The sequence below is a fragment of the Natronolimnobius baerhuensis genome, from assembly GCF_002177135.1.
Lineage (GTDB): Archaea > Halobacteriota > Halobacteria > Halobacteriales > Natrialbaceae > Natronolimnobius > Natronolimnobius baerhuensis.
In genome coordinates, this window is the sequence record NZ_MWPH01000002.1 from 72,021 (window position 1) to 93,757 (window position 21,737).

The 21,737-nt window shown below is 58.0% G+C and carries 18 protein-coding genes and 2 pseudogenes; 11 read left to right on the top strand and 9 right to left on the bottom strand.

All coding sequences use genetic code 11. The features are described from left to right. Positions 1-579 precede the first annotated feature (579 nt). From B2G88_RS06565 to B2G88_RS06575, 3 genes are all read left to right on the top strand, one after another. Complete coding sequence (locus B2G88_RS06565; RefSeq protein ID WP_087714339.1) at positions 580-1,620, top strand: DUF1616 domain-containing protein; 1,041 nt, start codon at positions 580-582, stop codon at positions 1,618-1,620. Positions 1,621-1,695: 75 nt separating this feature from the next. Continuing rightward, positions 1,696-1,908: a DUF2249 domain-containing protein gene (locus B2G88_RS06570; protein WP_176393192.1), complete on the top strand. Its 213-nt coding sequence runs from the start codon at positions 1,696-1,698 to the stop codon at positions 1,906-1,908. Between the two features lie 444 nt (positions 1,909-2,352). Beyond that, a complete protein-coding gene (locus B2G88_RS06575; RefSeq protein WP_087714340.1) occupies positions 2,353-3,834 on the top strand; it encodes a glycoside hydrolase family 43 protein in 1,482 nt (493 codons plus the stop codon). 11 nt (positions 3,835-3,845) lie between these two features. On the opposite strand, the gene B2G88_RS06580 is transcribed toward B2G88_RS06575, so the two are convergent. Together B2G88_RS06580 and B2G88_RS19045 are read right to left on the bottom strand one after the other, a co-directional pair. Continuing rightward, positions 3,846-5,144 (bottom strand): RNA-guided endonuclease InsQ/TnpB family protein, encoded by a 1,299-nt coding sequence (locus tag B2G88_RS06580; protein ID WP_087714341.1) that lies wholly within the window; start codon positions 5,142-5,144, stop codon positions 3,846-3,848. Positions 5,145-5,153: 9 nt separating this feature from the next. Next, on the bottom strand, positions 5,154-5,294 hold the full coding sequence (locus tag B2G88_RS19045) for a DUF2080 family transposase-associated protein (RefSeq protein WP_121600587.1): 141 nt from the start codon (positions 5,292-5,294) through the stop codon (positions 5,154-5,156). A 309-nt stretch (positions 5,295-5,603) separates the two neighbouring features. On the opposite strand from B2G88_RS19045, the gene B2G88_RS06585 reads away from it, so the two are divergent. From B2G88_RS06585 to B2G88_RS06590, 3 genes are all read left to right on the top strand, one after another. Continuing rightward, positions 5,604-6,437, top strand: a complete 834-nt coding sequence (locus B2G88_RS06585; RefSeq protein WP_054862528.1) for an alpha/beta fold hydrolase — start codon at positions 5,604-5,606, stop codon at positions 6,435-6,437. Between the two features lie 289 nt (positions 6,438-6,726). Further along, a complete protein-coding gene (locus B2G88_RS19490) occupies positions 6,727-6,876 on the top strand; it encodes a hypothetical protein (protein WP_176393193.1) in 150 nt (49 codons plus the stop codon). Between the two features lie 139 nt (positions 6,877-7,015). Further along, positions 7,016-8,908 carry a polysaccharide deacetylase family protein gene (locus B2G88_RS06590; protein ID WP_087714342.1) on the top strand — a complete coding sequence of 631 codons (1,893 nt, stop codon included), beginning with the start codon at positions 7,016-7,018 and terminating at the stop codon, positions 8,906-8,908. 58 nt (positions 8,909-8,966) lie between these two features. Here the strand turns inward: B2G88_RS06590 and B2G88_RS06595 are convergent. After that, positions 8,967-9,074 (bottom strand): annotated as a pseudogene (locus tag B2G88_RS06595) (zinc ribbon domain-containing protein); the annotation flags it as partial. 85 nt (positions 9,075-9,159) lie between these two features. Between B2G88_RS06595 and B2G88_RS06600 the strand changes: the two are divergent. Further along, positions 9,160-9,438, top strand: a complete 279-nt coding sequence (locus tag B2G88_RS06600; RefSeq protein WP_054862537.1) for a hypothetical protein — start codon at positions 9,160-9,162, stop codon at positions 9,436-9,438. A gap of 58 nt (positions 9,439-9,496) precedes the next feature. Here B2G88_RS06600 and B2G88_RS06605 read toward each other — a convergent pair whose 3' ends face one another. Continuing rightward, positions 9,497-11,272, bottom strand: coding sequence for a carbamoyltransferase family protein (locus B2G88_RS06605; RefSeq protein WP_087714343.1), 1,776 nt, complete (start codon positions 11,270-11,272; stop codon positions 9,497-9,499). A gap of 371 nt (positions 11,273-11,643) precedes the next feature. Between B2G88_RS06605 and B2G88_RS06610 the strand changes: the two genes are divergently transcribed. Beyond that, positions 11,644-12,642, top strand: a complete 999-nt coding sequence (locus B2G88_RS06610) for a carboxypeptidase-like regulatory domain-containing protein (RefSeq protein ID WP_087714344.1) — start codon at positions 11,644-11,646, stop codon at positions 12,640-12,642. A gap of 512 nt (positions 12,643-13,154) precedes the next feature. On the opposite strand, the gene arsB is transcribed toward B2G88_RS06610, so the two are convergent. From arsB to glmS, 4 genes are all read right to left on the bottom strand, one after another. Next, positions 13,155-14,336: an ACR3 family arsenite efflux transporter gene (gene arsB, locus B2G88_RS06615; protein WP_087714345.1), complete on the bottom strand. Its 1,182-nt coding sequence runs from the start codon at positions 14,334-14,336 to the stop codon at positions 13,155-13,157. Between the two features lie 88 nt (positions 14,337-14,424). Continuing rightward, on the bottom strand, positions 14,425-14,847 hold the full coding sequence (locus tag B2G88_RS06620; protein WP_245835323.1) for a RidA family protein: 423 nt from the start codon (positions 14,845-14,847) through the stop codon (positions 14,425-14,427). 105 nt (positions 14,848-14,952) lie between these two features. Next, positions 14,953-15,342 (bottom strand): ArsR/SmtB family transcription factor, encoded by a 390-nt coding sequence (locus B2G88_RS06625; RefSeq protein ID WP_087714347.1) that lies wholly within the window; start codon positions 15,340-15,342, stop codon positions 14,953-14,955. A 688-nt stretch (positions 15,343-16,030) separates the two neighbouring features. Then, positions 16,031-17,839 carry a glutamine--fructose-6-phosphate transaminase (isomerizing) gene (gene glmS, locus B2G88_RS06635; RefSeq protein WP_087714349.1) on the bottom strand — a complete coding sequence of 603 codons (1,809 nt, stop codon included), beginning with the start codon at positions 17,837-17,839 and terminating at the stop codon, positions 16,031-16,033. A 761-nt stretch (positions 17,840-18,600) separates the two neighbouring features. Here glmS and B2G88_RS06640 point away from each other — a divergent pair. Continuing rightward, on the top strand, positions 18,601-19,638 hold the full coding sequence (locus B2G88_RS06640; RefSeq protein ID WP_087714350.1) for a DUF4352 domain-containing protein: 1,038 nt from the start codon (positions 18,601-18,603) through the stop codon (positions 19,636-19,638). A gap of 59 nt (positions 19,639-19,697) precedes the next feature. On the opposite strand, the pseudogene tnpA reads toward B2G88_RS06640, so the two are convergent. Then, positions 19,698-20,149 (bottom strand): annotated as a pseudogene (tnpA, locus tag B2G88_RS06645) (IS200/IS605 family transposase). A gap of 95 nt (positions 20,150-20,244) precedes the next feature. On the opposite strand from tnpA, the gene B2G88_RS19495 reads away from it, so the two are divergent. Together B2G88_RS19495 and B2G88_RS06650 are read left to right on the top strand one after the other, a co-directional pair. Continuing rightward, the gene (locus B2G88_RS19495) at positions 20,245-20,388 is read left to right on the top strand and encodes a hypothetical protein (protein ID WP_021074811.1); all 144 of its coding nucleotides are present in this window, start codon (positions 20,245-20,247) and stop codon (positions 20,386-20,388) included. Then, positions 20,385-21,662, top strand: a complete 1,278-nt coding sequence (locus B2G88_RS06650; protein ID WP_087714351.1) for an RNA-guided endonuclease InsQ/TnpB family protein — start codon at positions 20,385-20,387, stop codon at positions 21,660-21,662. Before B2G88_RS19495 ends, B2G88_RS06650 begins: the two co-directional genes overlap by 4 nt. Positions 21,663-21,737 lie beyond the last annotated feature (75 nt).

Sequence of the window (21,737 nt, forward strand, 5' to 3'; positions counted from 1 at the left end):
GACCCGATTGTTATTCAACGTAATCAGCAATATATACTCATCAGAAGTTCACACCCTCACTCCGCGGGTCATCGATGACGATATTTCCTTCACGAAAATCGTTGCGTGCTCTGCTCAGTGACCGGGAATTGTGTCGTTGTTCTATAGGAGCTACTGATACGGATTGCTGTACCGATTTACCGGTGCAACCGCCGGCCGGGTCGCGGTTGCACCGGAAATGACTTACAGTAAACCGTATGAAACAACGTACACACTGATTACGAAGCCACCTTTCGATCAGGTGTACAGTGACGTTCAGTGGCTACTATAGTGTGTGTTTATGCTAAAAATCCGAAAAGACCTGTTGTCTATGGGTGCAAATAGCTGCGACAATCACGGATATTTCCGTTGTCACCGCTATCGGCGGAAGAAATCTATACTCGAGCTTTTCTCCACGTATCATTTTTTAGGAGAGTGAGTTGGTATAATCGTATTAATTTCGGTCTGGGGTGCAGATATTCACTAGTGATACGGGAGGCCATCCACAATTGATAATTATACCGGCTAGCTTTTTGCCGCTTTACCGAGTACCATGGGAAGATGGTGGACTCTGATCGGATACGAACGCGTCTCTTTCGACCGATTCAGACATTTCCGATCGATCTAGCTGCCATCGTCGTGGTCGGTATTGCGATCAATCTGGTGGTCCTCACCCCGGTAGTCAGCAGCACGTGGGTCCTCGTTCCGCTGGGTCTCACGTTCGCGCTGTTTGTCCCGGGATACACGTTTGTTGCGGCGCTGTTTCCTGAACGTGGCACCGGTCCGACTGAAGGCAACTCTGAACGCACCGAGATCGCACACGAGCAAGCCGCCGTCGATTCAGCGCGGTCACGGATCAGTGGACTCGAGCGAGTGGTTCTTTCGATTACGCTAAGTGTTTCGATTGTGCCACTTGTCGGATTCGTTCTGAACGCCACCCCCTGGGGACTCCGACTGATTCCCTCTATGGTCGCTATTAGTGGAATTACACTCGCACTGTTGGTAATTGCTCTCATCCGAAGGTGGAACCTCGAACCAGAGAAGCGGTTACAGGTCCCGTATCGGAACTGGTACGCGGCAGTTCGGACGGAGTTCGTCGAACCAGCGACACGTGCTGACGCCGCACTAAACGTCCTAGTCGTCATCGCCATTGTGGTGGCTGCAAGCAGTGTCGGTTACGCCGTGATCTCGACGACTCACGACGAGCAATTCTCAGCAGTGTATCTTTTGACTGAAGACGATGACGGCGAACAGATCGCAGACGACTATCCGACGGAGTTTGAACACGGTGAGAGTCAAGAGCTCATTGTTGGCATCGATAACCACGAATATCGGCCGGTCAACTATACTGTCGTTGTCCTCGAGCAAGACATCGGAACCAATGGAAACGAGATGATCACTGAAGAACAACGGGAGATTGATCGATTTGAAATACAACTATCACACGATGAGACGGAACGATTCCAATACGATCTTGAGCCAACGATAATTGGTACTGATATCCGAATTGTTTGGTTAGTCTACCAGAACGAAGTCCCACCAGCACCATCGATAGAGAATGCACCAGCTGAGACTCATTTGTGGGTGGATGTACACAACTAACGGAGTCGTACTGGCCGAATCGCTTCAGCAGAGGGGACTATCATTCCTGTTTCCGTACTCATGACACTGACATCGATGACGACCAACATTGATCTCCGAGACCATCCAACCGACGAGTATCACACGCACCTCTCCGAGCCGTTCACAGCAGCTGATCCCGGTGACCAGTTCGAAATCACTACCGAGCGAGACATCGACCCGTCTCTGATCCGCTCCCAACTCGAGCACGACCGGGCGCTCGAGTGGGAGTATATCGACCAGTGTGGCTGTGGCGGCCACGTTCCCTGACCCTACTTCGCTCGGTCTGACGGATAATCCACAGAAATCACTGACGGCTACTGATGTCACTCTCTGGTCATCACTCGAGTATCAGTCGAACACGAGTCCGATGCGTATAACGGTCTGCTGTCCACGGAGACGGCTGAGCTATCGAAATACTATTCCGCCTGACTGGTACACAGTATCGGAGGAACGGCAGTACGAGTCGTCTTTTGGCAGCCTAATCGGCCGAAATGAGTGCTGAAGACACCACTCCGTCGCACTCACCGGCTGTCAGCAGTATCTCGTCCACCGCAATCTCGAGGGAAACCGTCAACAGGAAGTCGGTGAGTGTAGACGGCAAGTGGCTACTCGTAGCCAGCAAGACAGAGTCGATCTAACCGCTGCTCTCGCCATCAACAATCACCTTCCTCAGAACGGTAGAATAAACATCTGTTACGAAAAGAGATGCCTATGCGCTACGAGAACCCCATACTGCCAGGATTTCATCCAGATCCCTCTCTCTGCCAAGTCGATGGGACCTTCTACCTCGCCACGAGTACCTTCGAGTACTTCCCCGGAGTGGCGCTCTATCGAAGCGAGAACCTCGCTGACTGGGAACCCATCGGTCACGCACTCACTCGCAAGTCCCAACTCGACGTCCGAGACATCGGTGCGTCCGGCGGCATCTTCGCACCCACACTCCGTCACCACGACGGGACGTTCTACCTCGTCACGACGAACGTCGGCGGCGACGGCAACTTCTTCGTCACCGCCGAGGATCCGGCGGGCGAGTGGTCCGACCCGACGTGGGTGGACGCACCGGGGTTCGACCCCGACCTCTTCTTCGACGACGGCACCTGCTATTTCACGTATCACGACGAAGATCCCGAGAATCCGATCCGACAGGCCGAACTCGACGTCGAAACCGGCGAACTCGGCGACCCACAGACGATCTGGACGGGCTTCCGTGATCCGTACGTCGAGGCACCACACATCATCGAACGGGATGGAACGTATCACCTGCTTCTGGCCGAAGGGGGGACTCACGCAGGCCACATGGTCGTCGCAGCGCGTGCCGACGATCCGACTGGTCCGTACGAGGAGTGTCCAGACAACCCCATCCTGACACACTGGGGACGTCCACGAGCGGATATCCGTGCAGTCGGTCACGCCGACATCGTCGTGGACAACAACGGGCAGTGGTGGCTCGTCTGTCTCGGCATCCGCCAGCGTGGACCGTGGCCGAGATACCACCACCTCGGTCGAGAGACGTTCCTCGCCCCCATCTCGTGGGAGGATGGCTGGCCGGTGGTCAACGACGGTGAGCCGCTTGAGGCCGAAATGGAGGCGCCACTCCCCGGCGAACGCCAGGCAAAACCGAACACGCTCGAGCGCACCGAAACCACGTTCGCGGACGGATTGGGGGTCGAGTGGCAGTTCCGCCGCAACCCCGACCACGACCGCTATCGGCCGACGTCCGACGGACTCCAACTCCACGGCGGTCCCGAGACACTCAACGAGCCCGGTTCGACCTTCGTCGGCCGTCGCCAGACTGCCTTCGACTGCCAGGCTGAAATGTCACTATCTTTCGATCCGGCCAACGGCGACGAAGCCGGCCTCGCGGTGGTCGCCAACGAACGCCACCACTATCAACTCGGGGTAACCCGTCGGAACGGGCAGCGGGAAGCCATCGTCCGCCTCCGTATCGGAGACGCAACCGACGTCGTCGGACGCACTCCGGTTGGGGCATCGACCGACCTGGCTGTGGTGGCCGACACCGACGAATACCGCTTTCGCGTCGACGGCGACGAACTCGCTTCGGCGGCGACCCGGTACCTCTCGACGGAGGTCGCCACCGGGTTTACGGGCGTCTTCATCGGTCCCTACGCGACCGGACACGGAACCACCTGCGAGACGGATGCGGTGATCGAACGCTTCGTCTACGAGTCGTGAACTACCCCACCCTACTCGCTCACGGCTGACGCCGTTCGCTCCTTGAGGGTGTCGTCAGAACTCTTCGAGTTCTGACTGCTAACCAGAAGTCTTTGACTTCTGGTGATGGGGCTTCCTGCTTCCACGACGCGCTTTGCAGACACGGATGTATCCACAGGGAGCGCAGTCTCCACAGGCGTTTCTTCGGAGTATCCCACTCCTAGCTGGTCGTATCCGCGAGAAAGGATATTGATCGCTGCGTTCGCGTCCCGATCCGCTTCAAACCCGCAGGAAGGACAAGAGTGTTCACGAACCCACAGCGGTTTCTCGGTTTTCACGCCACAGGACGCACACTCTTTGGTCGTGTCTTTCGGGTCGACCGCCACAAAGTGCGTGCCTTCACGGTCGCATTTGTATTCGAGCATCCGCTTGAACGTCCCCCACGCCGCCGACGCTCGGTTTCGAGAGTTGCCCGGTAGTTCAACCAACCCTTTCGCGTCCAAGTCCTCGACGGCCACCAAGTCGTACTCGGTGGCGTAGTAGTTCGACAGCTTGTGCAAGAAATCACGTCGCTTCCGTTTTAGATCGGCATGGCGTTGGGCAACGACTTTCCGTTGTTTCTCCCAGTTGTTCGACCTATGTTCTTTCCGTGAGAGGTCGCGCTGGGCGCGTTCCAACCGTTCGCATTCGTCGGACAGGTCAAGCGACCCGACAGCAGTTCCATCGGTATCGTGGGCGTATTTGAGTATCCCAACGTCGATCCCAACACATCGCTCGGAGTCGGTTGGTTTCTCCGGTGTCTGTTTGCCGTCGACAGCGAATGAGGCGAACCACTCACCAGTCGGCTCTTTCTTGATCGTGACCTCTTTGATCGTCACGTCGTCGGGGATCTCTCGGTGGTTCACGATTGGAATATCCGCGAGTTTCGACAGTGACAGTACAGGCTGGCCGTTCTTACTATCGAACTCGAAACCAGACTGTACGTAAGTGAAACTACGGAAGTCCTGTGGGGCTTTCCAGTTGAGACTACCGACGTTGTAGCCCCGCTCTTTCAGTTCGGAGAGAGCTTTGATACTGTCCTCAACTCGCATGACAGCTGCCTGTGCAACTGTCGAGTACAGATCGTTCAGCTCATTCCACCACTCTTTGAGGTCGGTGAGTTGATCCCGAACCTGCCGCACTCGTTGGTTGAGTGTCCCCGCCGAGTCTGGGATTTGCTCAAATTCGTTGAGTGCGTGGTTGTAGAGTTGCCTACAGGTGTCACGGTGGTAATCCAGTTGCTCACGCTGTTCGGGCGTGGGATTGAGTCGGAACCTATAGGCGTAGTGCATTGGGAGTAGCTATTCGTCGGGGTCAGACGTTCGGACGATTTTCACGTCTGCGCCACGCCACTGTTTCGGAACGAGGACGTGTGCGCCGTTTCCGGTGGCTTTCACCTCGCCTTCGATGACTTCGTGGCCTTCGATTTCGTGTCTATCCATCACCTGTATTTATACATTGTTTCAACATAAATGTGTCGGTGCGTGGGGTGTGGAGTAGTGATAGAGAGCAGTGTATGAGAGACGATGACAGCGGGGACGAATCGCTCCGCGATTCGTTCGCACACCAGAAATCTTCGATTTCTGGGGACGGTGTATCCCCTCCCTACTGCGCTACTCGGCCTCCGGCCTGTGTTGCTCCTTGAGGAAGGGGGCTTACCGCCTGTATTCAGCTAAAAACGCTACAATCGCCGTCTCTCCACAACCAAACAACCCCCGATGTTTTTTTGCCCCGGGTGCGAGGTCACTCCAATGAGTGGACGACCACAGATCCCGGAACAGTGGGAGCGCGGTTTCGTCGAGACGAATGGCATCGAGGTGCATTATTGCCGCACCGGCGGGTCGGGTCCGCCGTTCGTCATCTCCCACGGCTTGACCGATGACGGGTACTGTCGGCTCGACCTCGCCCGTGAACTCGAGGACGAGTTCGATGTCGTACTGTATGACGCTCGAGGCCATGGCCGGTCCGACGCCCCTGACGAGGAATACGGCGCATCTGAACGGGCGGCGGACCTGTTCGGCCTGCTCGAGGCGCTCGCAATTGAAGACCCGATCCTGTTTGGCCACTCCATGGGTGCCGATACGGTCACGGAAGCCGCGACTCGCCGACCAGATCGACCGCGAGCTGTCATCCTCGAGGACCCCGTCTGGATGGTCGAGGGGGTCAACGATGCTGTAATCGAGACTGACCCAGGAGATGGTATCGAGGCACAGATTGCGAACTGGCAGGACCACAGCGTCGAAGACCTCCTTGAGGCCGAGACAATGTTCAGAGACCTCGCCGAGCGCGGACAGGCCGACCTCGCACGGCGAGTGGCCGAAGCGAGACGCCGACTCAGGCCCGAAATCGCTCGCGTGTTCGAGGCCGGACTGCTCGATCCCACCGAGCTGTACGGCGATCTCGAGGCACCGACGCTTATCCTGAAAGCCGACGCGAACGAGGCAGAACGCGAGCGGGAACAAGAGATCGCTGCGTTTCTCCCAGACGGGCGACTCGTACACGTGGACAACGCCGGACACTGTGTCTTCTGGGACGAGCGCGAACGTGCGACCGAGGAACTCCGGGCGTTCCTCGAAATGGTCTGATCGTCGATTCGGACACGGATCAGTTGTCGTCTGTTTTTGAATGAGTCACGTCCTCGCTTGCGGGCGTCACACTCTCGAGTTGCCGTGTTTCGTAGCCGCCCCAATCGAACTGCTGCTGGAAGTAGATCGCCACATTGACTGACGCCAGCAGGTCTGGTACCTCAATTGATCCAGAACGGTCAGGGACGTATTGAGGAAATCATCTGAACTGATAATTTGGCTACCTCACCGTCCGAACCACCGCAAAAGCAAAAGTTGCGTGCCTCACCGAACGCACAGAACAGACCGAATGGCGCACGACCAGTACGACGTAGTCGGTGTCGGGATCGCGGGCTGTTTTGCGGCGGCCGGATTCGAACGGTGGGTAGCCCAACGAAATCGTATCGATCAGGCGTTTTACGACGATCTCGGACTGGCCCCGTCCGAGCACAAGTACTGAGCAGTGCTCGACAATCCGGGCAGAACGCGCGATTGTGGGTGGATACGGTGTGTAACTTCGCTAAGAGTGAGACTGGTGTAGCCAGTGAAACGGAGTTAACGCGCATATTAGAAAGACCGTAGCGCCGGAAGCAGGTTGTATGGACCGTAATATCTCAAGACGACAACTCGTTGGTGCTGTCAGTGCTGCTTCGATCACGGTCGCAGGCTGTCTCAACGTATTCGATAGCGAGGGAGACGGAGAGACAACCCCCGGGACAGAGTCCAAACTCAACGATGGAAACGAATCGTCCACGGACGGTGAGGACGAGTCGGCGGCTGGCGACTACACCTGGCCCGCTATCGAGGCTGGCGAGGTCGTCTCAGACTTCGAGACGACAGCAGCGTGGACGGCAGTGACTGGCGACCTCGAGACGGTCTCCGATGCACCCTCGGGAACGCAGGCAATTGCCGTCGAAAGCAACGAGGAAACGGCTGCAATGCGGATCGAATTCCCACGTGGACTCGATCTCGAGGGCTGGGACCTCTCGATGGCGATCAAGGCAGACGCCGCGGATCGAGTCCACGTCGAGTTCATGGCTCCCGAGCGTGGCGATCACCTGACCAGTATTCGTGACGTCCCCGACGATCACGACGGCTGGTTGCGTCTCGATTTCGGGTATATCCAGAAACACGGCGAGCCGGATCTCTCCAACGTGCGTCAACTAAACATCATCGCAGTTGGCTCCGACAGCGGGACGCGACTCGTGGCTGATGACCTTCGTCGAACCGACGCCGTTGACAACGGGAAGGCAATCCTCGCACTGTACGACGGCGATCCCTCGCACTACGAACTTGCAGCGCCCCGACTCGAGGAGCGCGGGTGGGGTGCTGCAGTGCCAGTCGAACCGAGTCACATCGGTGACGGCGGCCGTATGGATGCCCAACAGTTGCGCGAATTGAACGACCGAGGCTGGGATATCTGTTCGTATCCGACCGTTGATGGCCCGCTGCCAGCCCTGCCGGAAGACCGGACCCAACAGATCGTCGAAACCGCTCGAGGCAGCCTCGAGGATCTCGGCTTCGACGACGGTGCGCGCCACCTGTTCGTTCCGGGCGACCGACTGGACGAGCAAACGCAGGCCATCATCCGCGAGCACCAGGAGTCTGCGTTCCTGTTCGGTGCGTCTCCAACCGGTGCGCCGCCGACTGGACGCTACGCAACGCCGGTGATCTGGGGACCAGACCTCCACGGTGGGGTTCGCCGGGCGATCAACCTCTGTGATCAGTACCAGCAACTCGTCGTGCTTCGCATTCCCCGGATCGTCGAGGAGGAAGCCGGAAGCAACAGCATGTCCCTCGCGGATTTCGAGCACCTGCTCGACCACCTCGAGCACCGCGGCCTCGACGTGGTGACGCCCTCTGACGTGCTCGACGGCCGGTTGGACAGCACTGACACCCGTGACGATGACCAGACCGAGCATCTCGAGGGGACCATTCTCGAAGCGGGCGAACAGCAGACATTCGAGGGCAACGGGTCGACCGAGTCCGAGACGTTCGATCTCGCGGATGGCGTCGTCAGACTGGCTGTCACTCACGACAGTGGGTCGCCCCTCGAGTGTGAGCTGATTTCGGTCGACGACGACAGCGCGCGAGAGATTCAGATACTGGGCACAGCATCGGGTGCGAGTGAGTCACTCGTCCCTGTCGACGCAGGACAGTACCGGCTCGCCGTCGACGCAGACGACTCGTGGGAGATCGATCTCGAGCAGCCGGCAGTGCATGCAGACGATCTCGAGGGGCTCCCAGCCTCGGCCTCGGGCAGTGGCTCTGCAGTCGTTGGCCCACTTCGGACTGAGGGCAACGTTAGCGTCACCGCGACATACGACGGCACCGGACAGTTCATCGTTGACGGCCACGGGGCTGACGGCCACACTGAACAGCTTATCAATCGGGTCGGCGAGTTCGACAGTTCCCGGTCTTACAGCGCCGGCGGCGCAGTCTGGCTCACCGTCGCGGCTGACGGCGAGTGGACGCTCGAGATTGAAGCGTAAGGCTCACCGTTGACATCCTCCACACGGCTGACGCCGTGGGCTTTCGCCTGTACTTTCTGTAATCCGCATGGTTCTGATACCCGCACTTCAAGCACTCGAAGTGCTCGCCATCACGGTTGTCCTCACGAGTACGCCCGCACGTCGAACAGCGTTGGGACGTGTGCTCGACAGCCAGCGTCTGGCTGCAGTCGAATTGGACGACGGTCAAATCCGACCGAAATCTACAGAACAACGCGCCTCGTCTGCGGCATATGGCGAAAACAGTGGCTGAACTCCGAAACGAGATTCGGAAAGCCGTGGGGAGATACGAACGGATCGAATCGACTGGGTTCACCAAAGAAGCGCTCGCTGCAATCTGTACCTCATTGGGTGCCGAGATCGAGACACACAAACTGCCGCCCAAATCAGAGATGCGAGCCACTATTCTCGAGCGAATCGATGCCGAAGACAAAGTCGATCCAGCAACGCTCGAGCGGTCCTTCCGGAAAGCAGAACTGCAATCGATCAACGCGGCGCTGCAGGACGAGTAGCGCGTCCTGCCAGTCGCGTTCAGCGCGGACAGAACTGTTCGACGAGCTGACAACCTCCTCAGTTGCCGGGAACGAGTGTCTGTGGTTCGCCCGCTGCGTGCTCTGGGAGCCGTTCGACTGTGTCTTTCTCGAGAATGTACTCCTCGAGGACGAGCACGTCGAGCCCCATCCCGTAGAAGTCCTTGACGGCCTCGGTCGGCGTGTTGACGATTGGTTCGCCGTGGTCGTTGAACGACGTGTTGAGCAGGACAGGGACGCCGGTCAGCTCCTCGAATTCGGAGAGCAGTCGGTGATAGCGTGGGTGCTGATCCTCGCGAACAGTCTGTGGGCGCGTCGTGCCGTCAGCCGGGTGCACCACGGCAGCGAGGTCCTCGGCTCGTTCCGGGCGGACGTCGAACGTGTCGATCATAAACGGCGCTGGCTGGCCATCGACGAGGTACGTGTCAGCGCCCTCCTCGAGCATCGATGGCGCGAACGGACGCCACTCCTCGCGGTGTTTGACGAATCGGTTGGCACGGTCGCGTGAGGCAGCAGTACGCGGATCGGCGAGGATGCTCCGCGCCCCCAGCGCTCGCGGCCCCAGTTCCGTCCGTCCCTGGAACCAGCCGACAAGCGCCCCCGCTGCGAGACATTCGGCGACGTAGCGCTCGAGGTCGTCCGGTTTCGAATAGGCGATTTTGTTCGTCTCGAGTCGCTGTTCGATTTCGTCGGCATCGTACTCGGGCCCGAAGTAGACTGACTCGAGCGGGTCGACTGCGGTCGGACGCTGTGTTGCCCAGCCAGCACCGAGCGCCAAGCCAGCATCGTGTGCGACGGGTTGAACGAACGTGTCGTCGACGATTGGAAGCTCGCGGATGGCCTTGTTGAGTTTGCAGTTGAGCACGACACCACCGGCGAGCGCGACACGGGTCGAACCGACCTGGGGGACGTACTCGCGAACGAGTTCGCAGACGATCTCCTCGAGCAGGCGCTGGGCGGTGTACGCGAGGTCTTTCTCCCACTGGTCGAACTCGCCGGGCGAGTCCGTTCGGGGACGGTCGAACGCCGCCTCGAGTTGCTCGACGCCGTAGCCGGTCCCCCAGCGCTTGGTCAGGTCCGTCACGTCGTAGTCGGGGCCGACATCGACGAACTCTCGAAGTGTGCGTTCGATCTCGGGGTTGTACTGTCCATAGGGTGCGAGTCCCATGACCTTCCCTTCGCCGTTGAACATCCGATAGCCGAGATACTCCGTGATGATCGCGTAGAACAGTCCGAGACTGTTCGGATGCTCGTGGGTGTGGATACGCGTGAGTCCGTCCTCGCTCCCGCGCCAGACGACCGTCGAGTCGTACTCGCCTTTCGCATCAATCGTCAACACGAGTGCGTCCTCGAAACCGGAGGGATGGAACGCGCTGGCGGCGTGACAGCGATGATGAGAGAGCGTCTCGATTGGCGGCACCGGCGTGTCGATCTCCTCGAGATGGCGCTCGACGCGACTGGTCGGTGCCAGGCGGCTCGTGAGTTCGTCGACAGCAGTCTGCTCGAGTGCCGAGAGTTTTCGTGTCAGACCCGGTGCCCGCAGGGCGTCAGTCACGTAATGCCCTCGAATTTGCGAGCGAAGTGTCGGGTCGTAGGGGAGCAAAATACGGTCGATATCCGCCAACTCGAGGTCGCGATGCTCGAGACAGGCGGCGATTGCGTTCGTCGGGAAGGTCTCCGGGGCGTGTTTTTGTCTCGTCAGCCGTTCCTCCTCGATGCCGAACACTGGCGTTCCGTCTTCGAAGAGAACCGCGCTGGGATCATGTTGCCCGTAGAGCCCAATCGCCGGTTTGAACGCAAGCGTATAGCGGACCATAGCGATGACACGAACGACCCCTACACTACTATACGGCTGTTAAACGCCGTCTCAGTGCTCGAGAGAGTTGGTTCCGACGGACATGCCGACGTACGGTGAGAACGTGAGAGTAGACACTCGAGACGGGACGACCGCGGAAGCCGCCGATCAGAAAGGCCACGTTCGCTCGGCCACCACACCCATACTCCGGCTCGTTCCGGTTCGAAAACCGGTTTAACAACCGTATAGTGAACCACCGGGGAGTGAAACGATTCTCACAATGCAACAACCGCAGTATCACCGGACCGACCGGGTAGAGCGAGTTCTCGAACCGCCGGGACGCCCCACAAACGACCGTCACGACGGCTAACAGCTATCGAACCTAACACACTATGAGCCGACATTCCCGCAGAACGAACGCGAAGACGCGATCACTCCAGAACAGCGTACAGGCCCTGCTGGTCCTCGCCGGTATTGGACTGCTCGTCGCTGGACTGGCGCTTGCTGCAAGCGGTGCCTCCATCAACGGCGCGGTCGGTACCGTCAGCGACGAGTGGGGCGATTCGGGAAGCGACGAACCGGCAGCATCTGAAGACGACGAAGACAGCAACGGTGACGACGCCGATGGTGACAGCGGTAGCGACGACGAACCTGATGGTGACAGCGGATCTGATGACGACGGCGAGAGCGTCGATGATGACGATAGTGGCGCTGATGACGGTGACAACGGCGCGGACGATCAGGACGGAACTGGCGACGATAACGGCACAGACGGGTCGGATGACGAATCCGACGACGAGAACGAGGACGACCACGAAGACGGAAACGAATCCGTTGACGAAACGCACACGCTCACCACCTTCGTTGAGGATGAAGACGGCGATGCACTCGACAATGCCTCCCTCACAGTCGACGGAAGTGACAACGACAGCGTGACCAACGAAACCGAGGTCGACGACGATGGGGAGGCAACCTTCGAACTGCCGGACGGCGACTATGAACTCACTGCCTCCGCTGATGGCTATGAGGACGTCGAGCACGAGGTCGAACTCGACGGCGACGGTGAGTTCGTCGTGCTGACACTCGAGGCAAGCGACGAGGACGACGAGAGCGATGCAGACGAAGACGATGCGAACACACTCACAACGGTCGTCGTCGATGACGATGGCGAGCCAGTCGAGAACGCGACCGTCGAGGTCGACGAAGGCGGACTCTTCGGCGACTCCGACGAGGCTGACGTGAACGACGACGGGGAGGCCGTCTTCGAACTCGCAGACGGTGACTACGAACTCACCGCCTCCGCTGACGGCTACGACGACGCCGAGGACGATATCGAACTCGACGGCGACGACGAGACGGTCCTGCTAACGCTCGAGGGCACAGCGGAATAGAGACAGAGCACCGGAACAAAGTTATACCAATACTATTCCACATTGGCGCCATCATAGTGATGGTTAGCAGATAAGAAGAGGTTTTTTATTGCACCTGTTTTAGCGTTCCTACTATTTCTTTTAAATCTAATAGATACCTACTGTGACTATTAGAATAACTATGAACGAGTAAATAGTGGATCAGTTTGAAGTATACATATCTGTATATTTGGCTCTGGTGAATCACTAGACGGCGTCGAGTTGATCCGTTACAACTAGGGAATTGGAGCGGGAAACGGCGGATGGTCTATGTCCAAAGTTTCCCGCTTCACTGGAAAAGTGGTGACGTTGGCTAAAAGTGCTGTTGGTGGCCTCGTTCACCCGTAACGCTTTGTGCTATCGAAACGCAACGCTCGGTGAAGCGGGAAATTTGCGTCATGAACAACTGAAGTCTCCCGCTTCAACTCCTTTGATTTACTGACCTTCCCGACGCCGTCTAGCGATTCAACACAGCCGTCGAATGTCATTAGTGGTTAGTCATCGTCTGTTTTTGAATGAGTCACGTCCTCGCTTGGAGGCTTCGTACTCTCGAGTTGGCCGGTATCGTACCCAGCCCAGTCGAACTTTTCCTGGAAGTAGATGGCCACGTTGACCAGCGCCAGCAGGACTGGGACCTCGATTAGCGGACCGACCACGGTGGCGAAGGCGACACTGGAACCGACGCCGAAGACGGCGACGGCAACTGCAATCGCGAGTTCGAAGTTGTTTGACGCCGCGGTAAAGCCGATTGCAGTCGTCGTCGAGTAGTCCGCGCCGATACCCCGCCCCATCGCGAAGCTCACGAGGAACATGATAACGAAGTAAATCGTCAGCGGGACCGCAATCCAGACGACATCGGTCGGCTGAGCGAGGATGTTCTCTCCCTGCGTCGCGAACATCACGACGACGGTAAACAGGAGTGCGATCAGCGTGACGGGACTGATCTTCGGGACGAACTGTTCTTCGTACCACTCCTCACCCTTGGATCGGACGCCGCCGAGACGGGTCAGGATCCCACCGGCAAAGGGTATGCCGAGGAAGATCGCAATCGCCCAGAATACCTGTGTGACCGTGATGTCGAATGTGCCGATGCCGGCGACCAGTGCGTCCATCCCCAGCAGCGGCGGCAGGAACAGCGCGAAAAACCAGATGTACACTCCGTAGGTGATGATCTGGAAGACGCTGTTGAACGCGACCAGTCCGGCAGCGTACTCCGAGGAGCCGTCAGCGAGGTCGTTCCAGACGAGTACCATCGCAATACACCGAGCCATGCCGATGAAGATCAACCCGAGGAAATACTCGGGGTGGGCTGGGAATGGTGGCACAAGGCCGCTGAAGAAAACAACTGCAAGCAGGAACATTAACGTCGGCCCGATGAGCCAGTTCTGGATCAGACTCAGACTGAGCACGCGCCACGCGCTGAACACCCGTGGCAACTGGCCGTAGTTGACCTTCGCCAGCGGTGGGTACATCATCGCAATCAGGCCGATTTCGACGAGATGGTACTGCTGAATCGGGTCGACGATCCCTGGAGCGACGTACCCCAGGCCGACACCCAGCCCCATTGCAAGGAAGATCCAGACGGTCAGGTACTTATCAAGGAAGTCCATCGACCGCGGATCACCACAGTCCGGACAGCCACAGTCGGGCCCGTGTTCGTGTTCGAGCCCACTCATCAGTTATCACCACCCCAATACCAAGTCATCCCTGCGTCTTCGTGATATTTCAGCAGTGGTGGGGTGCTCGTGTTCATTTGTCTCCACATTATTCTTCAGCAGCGATGACATCGAACTGCACAGCCGCATCACCCGGAAGCGAACAGACACCAATCGTCGTTCGTGGTGGATAGGTTCCATCAAACCGGTCTTGATACACGTCGTCTATGACAGCTCGGTCGGCGAGATCGGTCAGTTGCATCTCTACTTTCATCACGTTCGTCAGATCGAGTCCTCGTGCAGAGAGAACGGCCTCGAGTCTGTCGAAGCAAGTCGAGGCCTGCTCTTCGATTGAGAGATCGTTCAATACTTCCTCGTCGGATTCGGGGAGGATGCCTTCGAGAAAGACGAGGTCTGAATCACCGGTTCGCGTTCCAAACGCACCCGTATGACTCGGTCCGTCGCGCTGGCGCTTGCTTGTACTACTCAATCGCGCGGTCTGTGATGATTCGGTGTTGATCGAGCGATTCACACATCGTTTGATTAATTGCTCAAATATAAATGTGTCTATCGATCTATCGGATAGGGAACTTCTCCGTCACAGAGAGACGTGAGGAAAGTATCGACGCTGATGTACTCACCGCGACCCGTCGAGAACAGTGAGAAGAGCGCTTGCTCGGCTTGTTGCTCGATACTTCCGCCATCGTCCATCTTTGCGTTTCGTCACGAGACCTGCGTCAGTAAGGGTCGACAGCGCATGGCTCACAGCACTATCACTTACATCAACCAGTGGTGCTATTTCACAGACACAGAGTTCATCATCAGCTTCAACAAGGAGCCGTACGAGTCGATACCGTGTTTCATTGCCAAGTGCAGATAGCGTTTGAACATCTCTCGAAATAACGTTCTCATCAAGCACTGATTCCAGATCGTCGAGTTCGTCAAGACGGTCCTGAAGATCCTTATTTCGGCACTCTCCGAGTTCGTCCTCGAGATAGCGACGGAGCCGATCAGCTGTTTCTGCCATGAGAAGATAGTTGTGGGGACACTCAAATAAGAGTTCTGTCGAGAGAATTCCTTGGTGTGTTGATTCTCAAGTGAGAACCACTGTGCCACATGAACTGACGCCCATAGTTTTACCGCCGCACCCGCGACCTGCCCTGCAGGTGCGGCGGAAATGACTTCCAATGGTCTGTATCAACTGACCCTGCGAGCGAAGCCGGTAACGATACTCAGCGGGACCCAGACCAGCATAAGGAATACCAAAAATCCCGTCAATATGGCTCGTTTTAACCGCGTTTCGTACGCCGTGAGGTCGTTACTATTGGTGGACAGAATCCAGAGTATATAGATCGCGCTTTTAAGTGGGTTGCTGTGTCCTCCCCCGGAGTGTTCTTTACGCATCTGCCGAACCTGCCAGAACGACCAGCCACTGTAACAGAGTAACGACAACCCAGCCCCAAGATACGAACCGATGAGCAACAACACTGGGAGATCAGTTGTCGTTAATTCGTCCGCTTCATCTGGGAATAACAAACTTAGTAAAATAATTATAATTTGTGACAGAACGAACGCAAACACAGAGGCAGCAAAGAGTTTCCCGAGGACCGGTCCAAAATTGTCCGTATCCATGTTTCTCCGATACATTGCCAGATAACCCACTTTCGTCAATGACTAATACATAAAATATGTATACAACATAAGAAACTATCCACTCACTCGACAGTGACACTCTTTGCGAGATTCCGTGGCTTGTCAATCGAGCGCTCGAGTAGCGTCGCCGCGTGATACGACACGAGTTGCAACTGGACGTTCGCGAGCAGGCCCGCCCAGACAGGGTGGGTGTCGGGAACCGACAGATGCGCGTCGGCGACGTCGACGAGCGGATGATCCGCCGGTCCGACGGCGACGATAGGTGCGCCTCGAGACTGAGCCTCGATTGCGTTGGTCTTCGTCTTGTCGTCGGAGCCGTCGGTGTAGACCGCAAACAGGGGCGACTTGTCGGTCACGAGCGCGAGCGGGCCGTGTTTGAGTTCGCCCGAGGCGAAGCCTTCGGCGTGCTCGTAGGTGATCTCCTTGAACTTCAGCGCCCCCTCGAGGGCGACCGAGTGCCCGAAGCCGTTCCCGATGAAGAAATAGGAGGTGCTATTCATGAACTCCCGAGCGAGTACTCTCGCTCGAGACGTCTCGAGGACGGTGTCGACGTGCTGGGGGAGGTCCTGAAGCGTCTCGAGGAGGTCCTCGCGATCCTCGGCGGGGGTTGCCTCGGGGACGTCCGCTGCGAGTCGCTGGGTCAACAGGGTCAGCGTGACGGCCTGTGAGGAGTAGGTCTTCGTCGCGGCGACGCCGACCTCCGGGCCGGCGCGGATGTACAGTGCGTTGTCGGCCTCGCGGGCAGCGGTCGAGCCGACGACGTTCGTGACGGCAAGCGTCTGTGCGCCGTGGCCGGCTGCCGTTCGAACGGCATCGAGCGTGTCTGCAGTCTCGCCACTCTGGGTGACTGCGACGACGAGGGTTCCCTCGTCGACCGGGCCTGCCGCTGTCTCGTACTCGCTCGCACGAATGACGTCGGTTGGGAGTCCCGCGGCCCGCAGCAGTTGGCCGGCGTACATCGCCGCGTGGTAGGAGGTCCCGCAGGCGACGAACTGGACGGCGTCGACGTTCTCGAACGTCCCCGGCTCGAGGCTGTCGAACGAGACCGTGCCGTCCTCGACACGACCCTCGATAGTGTTTGCGAGCGACGTCGGCTGGGAGTGAATCTCCTTTTCCATGTAGTGGTCGTACTCGCCCTTCCCGGCGTCTTCCGGGTCCCAGTCGACGGTGTCAACTGAGCGCTCGAGTGGCTCGCCTTCGAGGTTGGTAATTCGGTAGTTGTCAGGCTCGAGGACAACGATATCGCCGTCCTCGAGGTAGATCACCTGGTCCGTATGATCGAGGAAGGCTGGGACGTCGCTGGCGAGGAACCACTCCTCGTCGTCGAGTCCGAGCACGAGCGGCGAGCCCTTGCGTGCCGCGTAGACACGCTCTTCGCCGTCGACGATGGCGGCGATAGCGTAGCTTCCCTCGAGCGTCTCGACGGCCTTGCGGACCGCCTGCTCGGTGTCGTCGGTCTCCTGACGATACTCGTCGATGAGGTGTGGGATGACCTCGGTGTCAGTGTCGCTGTTGAACTCGTGGCCCTGTGCTTGTAACTGGGTTCTGAGTTCGTCGTAGTTGTCGATGACACCGTTGTGGACGACGGCAACGTCGCCTGCGGTATCCGTATGCGGGTGTGCGTTTTCGTCGGTTGGTGGACCGTGCGTACTCCATCGCGTGTGGCCGATCCCCATATTGCCGTGGGGCTGGCGCTCGAGCGAGGACTTGAGGTCGTCGACCTCGCCCGAACACTTGTGGACTTTGACGCCAGAGCCGTTCTGGACGGCGATTCCCGCCGAGTCATAGCCACGGTACTCGAGGTTCTCCAGTCCCGACAGCAGCGTCTCCGCGGCGTCACCGTGACCGATGCGGGCGATGATGCCACACATTAGCCGGTCACCTCTGTTCGGGAGACGGTTGCAGTGGTCGTACCGGCTCGGTTCGAGATCGATGTCCAGCGGGGGGTACTAGGTCGTGTCATTGCTGTCACCTGCCCGCAACCGTCGTATCCGAGACGGGCGGGTCGCTATCGTCAGCGAGGGCGACAGCGCCCATTACTATATGACTGATAAGCCCGCTGCTACCGACCGCAAAAGACGGTTTCAGCGCGTGCAAGTCTCGAGTAGGTAAGGGTGACGACGAGTCTACGGATGGCGACGGAAGAGACTGGCGAGACGTGTGAGACTGGTCTGGCGGCACCTATGAGAGACCACCAGCAATTAGCACACGAAATCGTCAGTGAGCGGCCGAACATGACCGGTCCTGAGTCGATCCCTCCCCCTTGTTTCGCCGTTGAAAACCGGCATTGGCGTCGATTCTGTCCGCTCAGGGATTCGAGAGACACCCCGCAGTACTCAGTTCAATCCTCGAGCCAGAACGTGCGACTCGAGAGGGGAGATGACTGAGAGTGACGACTGAAAATCGCTCCAGTCTCGAGTGCAACCACGCAGTCTGTGCCTGCTGAGAGGGGGAAGACGGATGTTGCGCTCAGCGAAACGGTCATCGATTGACGAGTTGTGTGTCTCGAGTGTAGAAAGACGCCAGCAGAGAGGGTAAAACTCTCAGGCCGCAGAACGTTCAATACATCCAGAAAAGTAGTTCCTGAGCACATCAAAAACAGATATACTGTGTGAGGGAGTGACAAACAGGCATGGACCGACGAACGGTACTGCTCGGAAGTGGGGTTGCGTTCTCAGCTGTGCTGGCTGGGTGTGCAGGGAGCGAAGACGACGAACCAGCGGCTGTCGACGATGGGGGAGATGAGAGCGGAAATGGAAGCGACGGCGGGAATGACGACAGTGCTGACGAAACCGATGCGGACGAAACAGATGACGCCGACGCCGATGGCGAAGACGTTGACGCCGTCATCGGCGAACTGGTAGAGGGCGATCAGATGCACCTCGTTGTCGAAGGCGTCGAACGAACGACAGTACTCGGCGAGTTCCAGGACGCCGACGCCGGCAGCGAGTTCGTCGTCGTCGATCTCGCGATGAAAAACGTTTCCGACGAATTCCTCTCGGTATCGAACCTGCTCCAGACGAGCGTACGCGATGACGAGGACTACTCCTACGACCAGACAATTGCGACCGGCGGAGGGAACACATTCAATGACGGCCAGTTCGCCCCTGGTGAGGTCGAGCGCGGAATACTCGCCTTCGAAGTGCCCGATAACGCTGGCGGCCTCGAGCTTTGGTTCAACTTCGATGTCAGCCTCTTCGGTGGCGTTGATCGCGCACATATCGACCTCGAGAGCGAGGCGGACGTCTACATACTCGAGCAGGACCTCGGCGTCGACGTATACGATGTCGGCGAGACGGTCGAGTACGGCGACGTACAGGTTGCGGTGCGTGACGTCGAGTACGAATCCGAACTGGGGATGTTTGCCCAGCCCGACGACGGACACGAGTATGCGATTCTCGACCTCGAGATCACAAACGAGAGCGGCGAGGAACAGCGCATTTCGACGATGCTACAGATGCTCATCAAGGACGGCGAGGGATACAGTTATCAGGAGGACTTCGGGGCGAGTTCGGAACTCTCCCGGCCGCTCGATGAGACAGAGCCGCTGGTCGATGGGGAAACGCGTGCTGGCGAGGTTGCCTACGAAGTGCCAGCGGATGCCAGCCCCTTCTACAGGCGGAACAGGCCGAGTGCCTCGGGGTCGTACGGAAGACCTTGTCTTCCGTGATGACGAGACGCTTCGCGTCTCGAACCACTTGACCCCGAGGGTGAAGGCCGTAAGCCCCGTTAAACGTGTTCCGTTCGCTCGATATACTGCTCAATCGTGTCGGTCGAAACATCTCCTGCTGTCCCGACGTAGTACGATTCCTCCCAAAATCCACCGCCCCATAGATACTCCTCCAAGAGCGGTTCGTGCTGTTCCCACATCTCCCGCGCCGTGATGCTCTTGACTGTTCGCACGATTTCGCTCGGTGCGTGTTTCGGATGTGCTGACAGAAACAGGTGTATGTGGTCGGGTGAGATGTGGAGTCGTTCGAGAGACGATGTCTCTCGTGATCCCGAAAATCTCCGATTTTCGGACGACGCCAGTATCTTGTAGTCGTACTCGTCGCACACATTGCGGAAACTCGCTTCCAGCGAGTCCTCGATTGGTTCGAGAATCGCGTGGCGGTATTTGGACACCACACGAAGTGGTAGTTGACGTTGTACACCGTGTGGTTCGACCGCTTCTCACCCATACCTACCAATACAACGACCAATCAGAAGTATTCTTTGGGAAGACTCATAGACTACCACCAGTAGACTTTTAAGCGTGGGAGAACAAGGGGTAGACATGACGAAGCAACTCAAGGTATCCGACGCCGTGTACGACGACCTTGACGAACTCAAGGACGAGGAGGGGCACACGAGTTTCGACAGCGTACTCCGCACGCTCCTCCTCCACTACCGTCACGTCCAACCCAACGACCAAGAATGACCAACGAACAGGTTCTCGTCAAGACGCTGGACTTCCAACTCGACATTCAGAGTGACAACGAGAGCCTGCTGTACGACGCCACCCTTGAATCGCGCTCAGTATATAATGAAACCATCCGCCTCGCCAAACAAGGCGTGGACTGGGACATGATTCCCGACCGTGTGGCCGACGACGCCAACCTCGTGAAAAACACGACACAGCGCGTCGTCGCCAAGGCTCTTGGTGCGATGGAGAACTACTACGAGTACGACGACTTCGCCCAACCGAGTCACACCAAGGACGGCGCATACCCGCTCCGAGCCAACTACGAGGAAGGCTACAACTTGTCGCTCACCGACGACGGTGACGTGACGTTCCGCATCAGCGCGAAGCCGTACAAGCACGTCAAGGGCGTTCTCGAAGGCGACGACGCCCACCTCGACATTCTCAAGACCGCGCTCACGAGCGACGAGTGGAAGATTGGGACAGCAGAAGCCCTGTTCCACAACGAGAACGCCGAATTACACGTCAACGTCACCAACACCAAGCAGACCGTCCGAGACAAGCAGGATTCACGAACGGTCGTCGGTGTGGACGTGAACGAGGATAACGTGGCTCTCACCGCGCTCTCCGAGGATGGCGTCGAGGACACGCTGGTTATTGACTTCCCCGAAATCAAGTTCGAGCGTCATCGCTACTTCACGATGCGAAAGCGCGTGCAGAACGCGGGAAAGGACAGCATCCACGACACGCTTGAAGGGCGCGAGGAACGGTTCGTCCGTGACCGACTCCACAAGGTGTCTCGACACATCGTGGAGTGGAGCCAGCAGTTCGAGAAACCGTGCATCGTCTTTGAAGACCTCAAAGAGATGCGCGACAGTATCGACTACGGCACGCGGATGAACCGACGCTTGCACCACCTCCCGTTCCGCGCCCTTCAGTTCTATACGTCGTACAAAGCGTCGTTCAAGGGGATTCCGACTGCGTGGATTAACCCCGAGTACACGAGTCAGAGGTGTCCGATGTGCGGGCATACAGAGCGTGCGAACCGCAACAAGAAGCGGTTCAAGTGTCGGTCTTGTTCCCATCAAGACCACAGCGACCGAGTTGCAAGCGTCAACATCGCCGTCAAAGGCATCAAGAAGCATCAAGACTGGAATGTGCCTGCTCTCAACAGCCTTCCCGTTGTTCGGAAGGTGCGACGGCAGGCATCGGGGGCCGTGGACGCCCCGACCGTGACCCACGACGCCGTTCGAGGTTATCAGACCGATGGTATCGTGGGAGTGTCCGACTAAACCACGGGAAGCCTCGGGGTCGTACGGAAATCTCTGATTTCCGTGATGACGAGACGCTCCGCGTCTCGAACCACT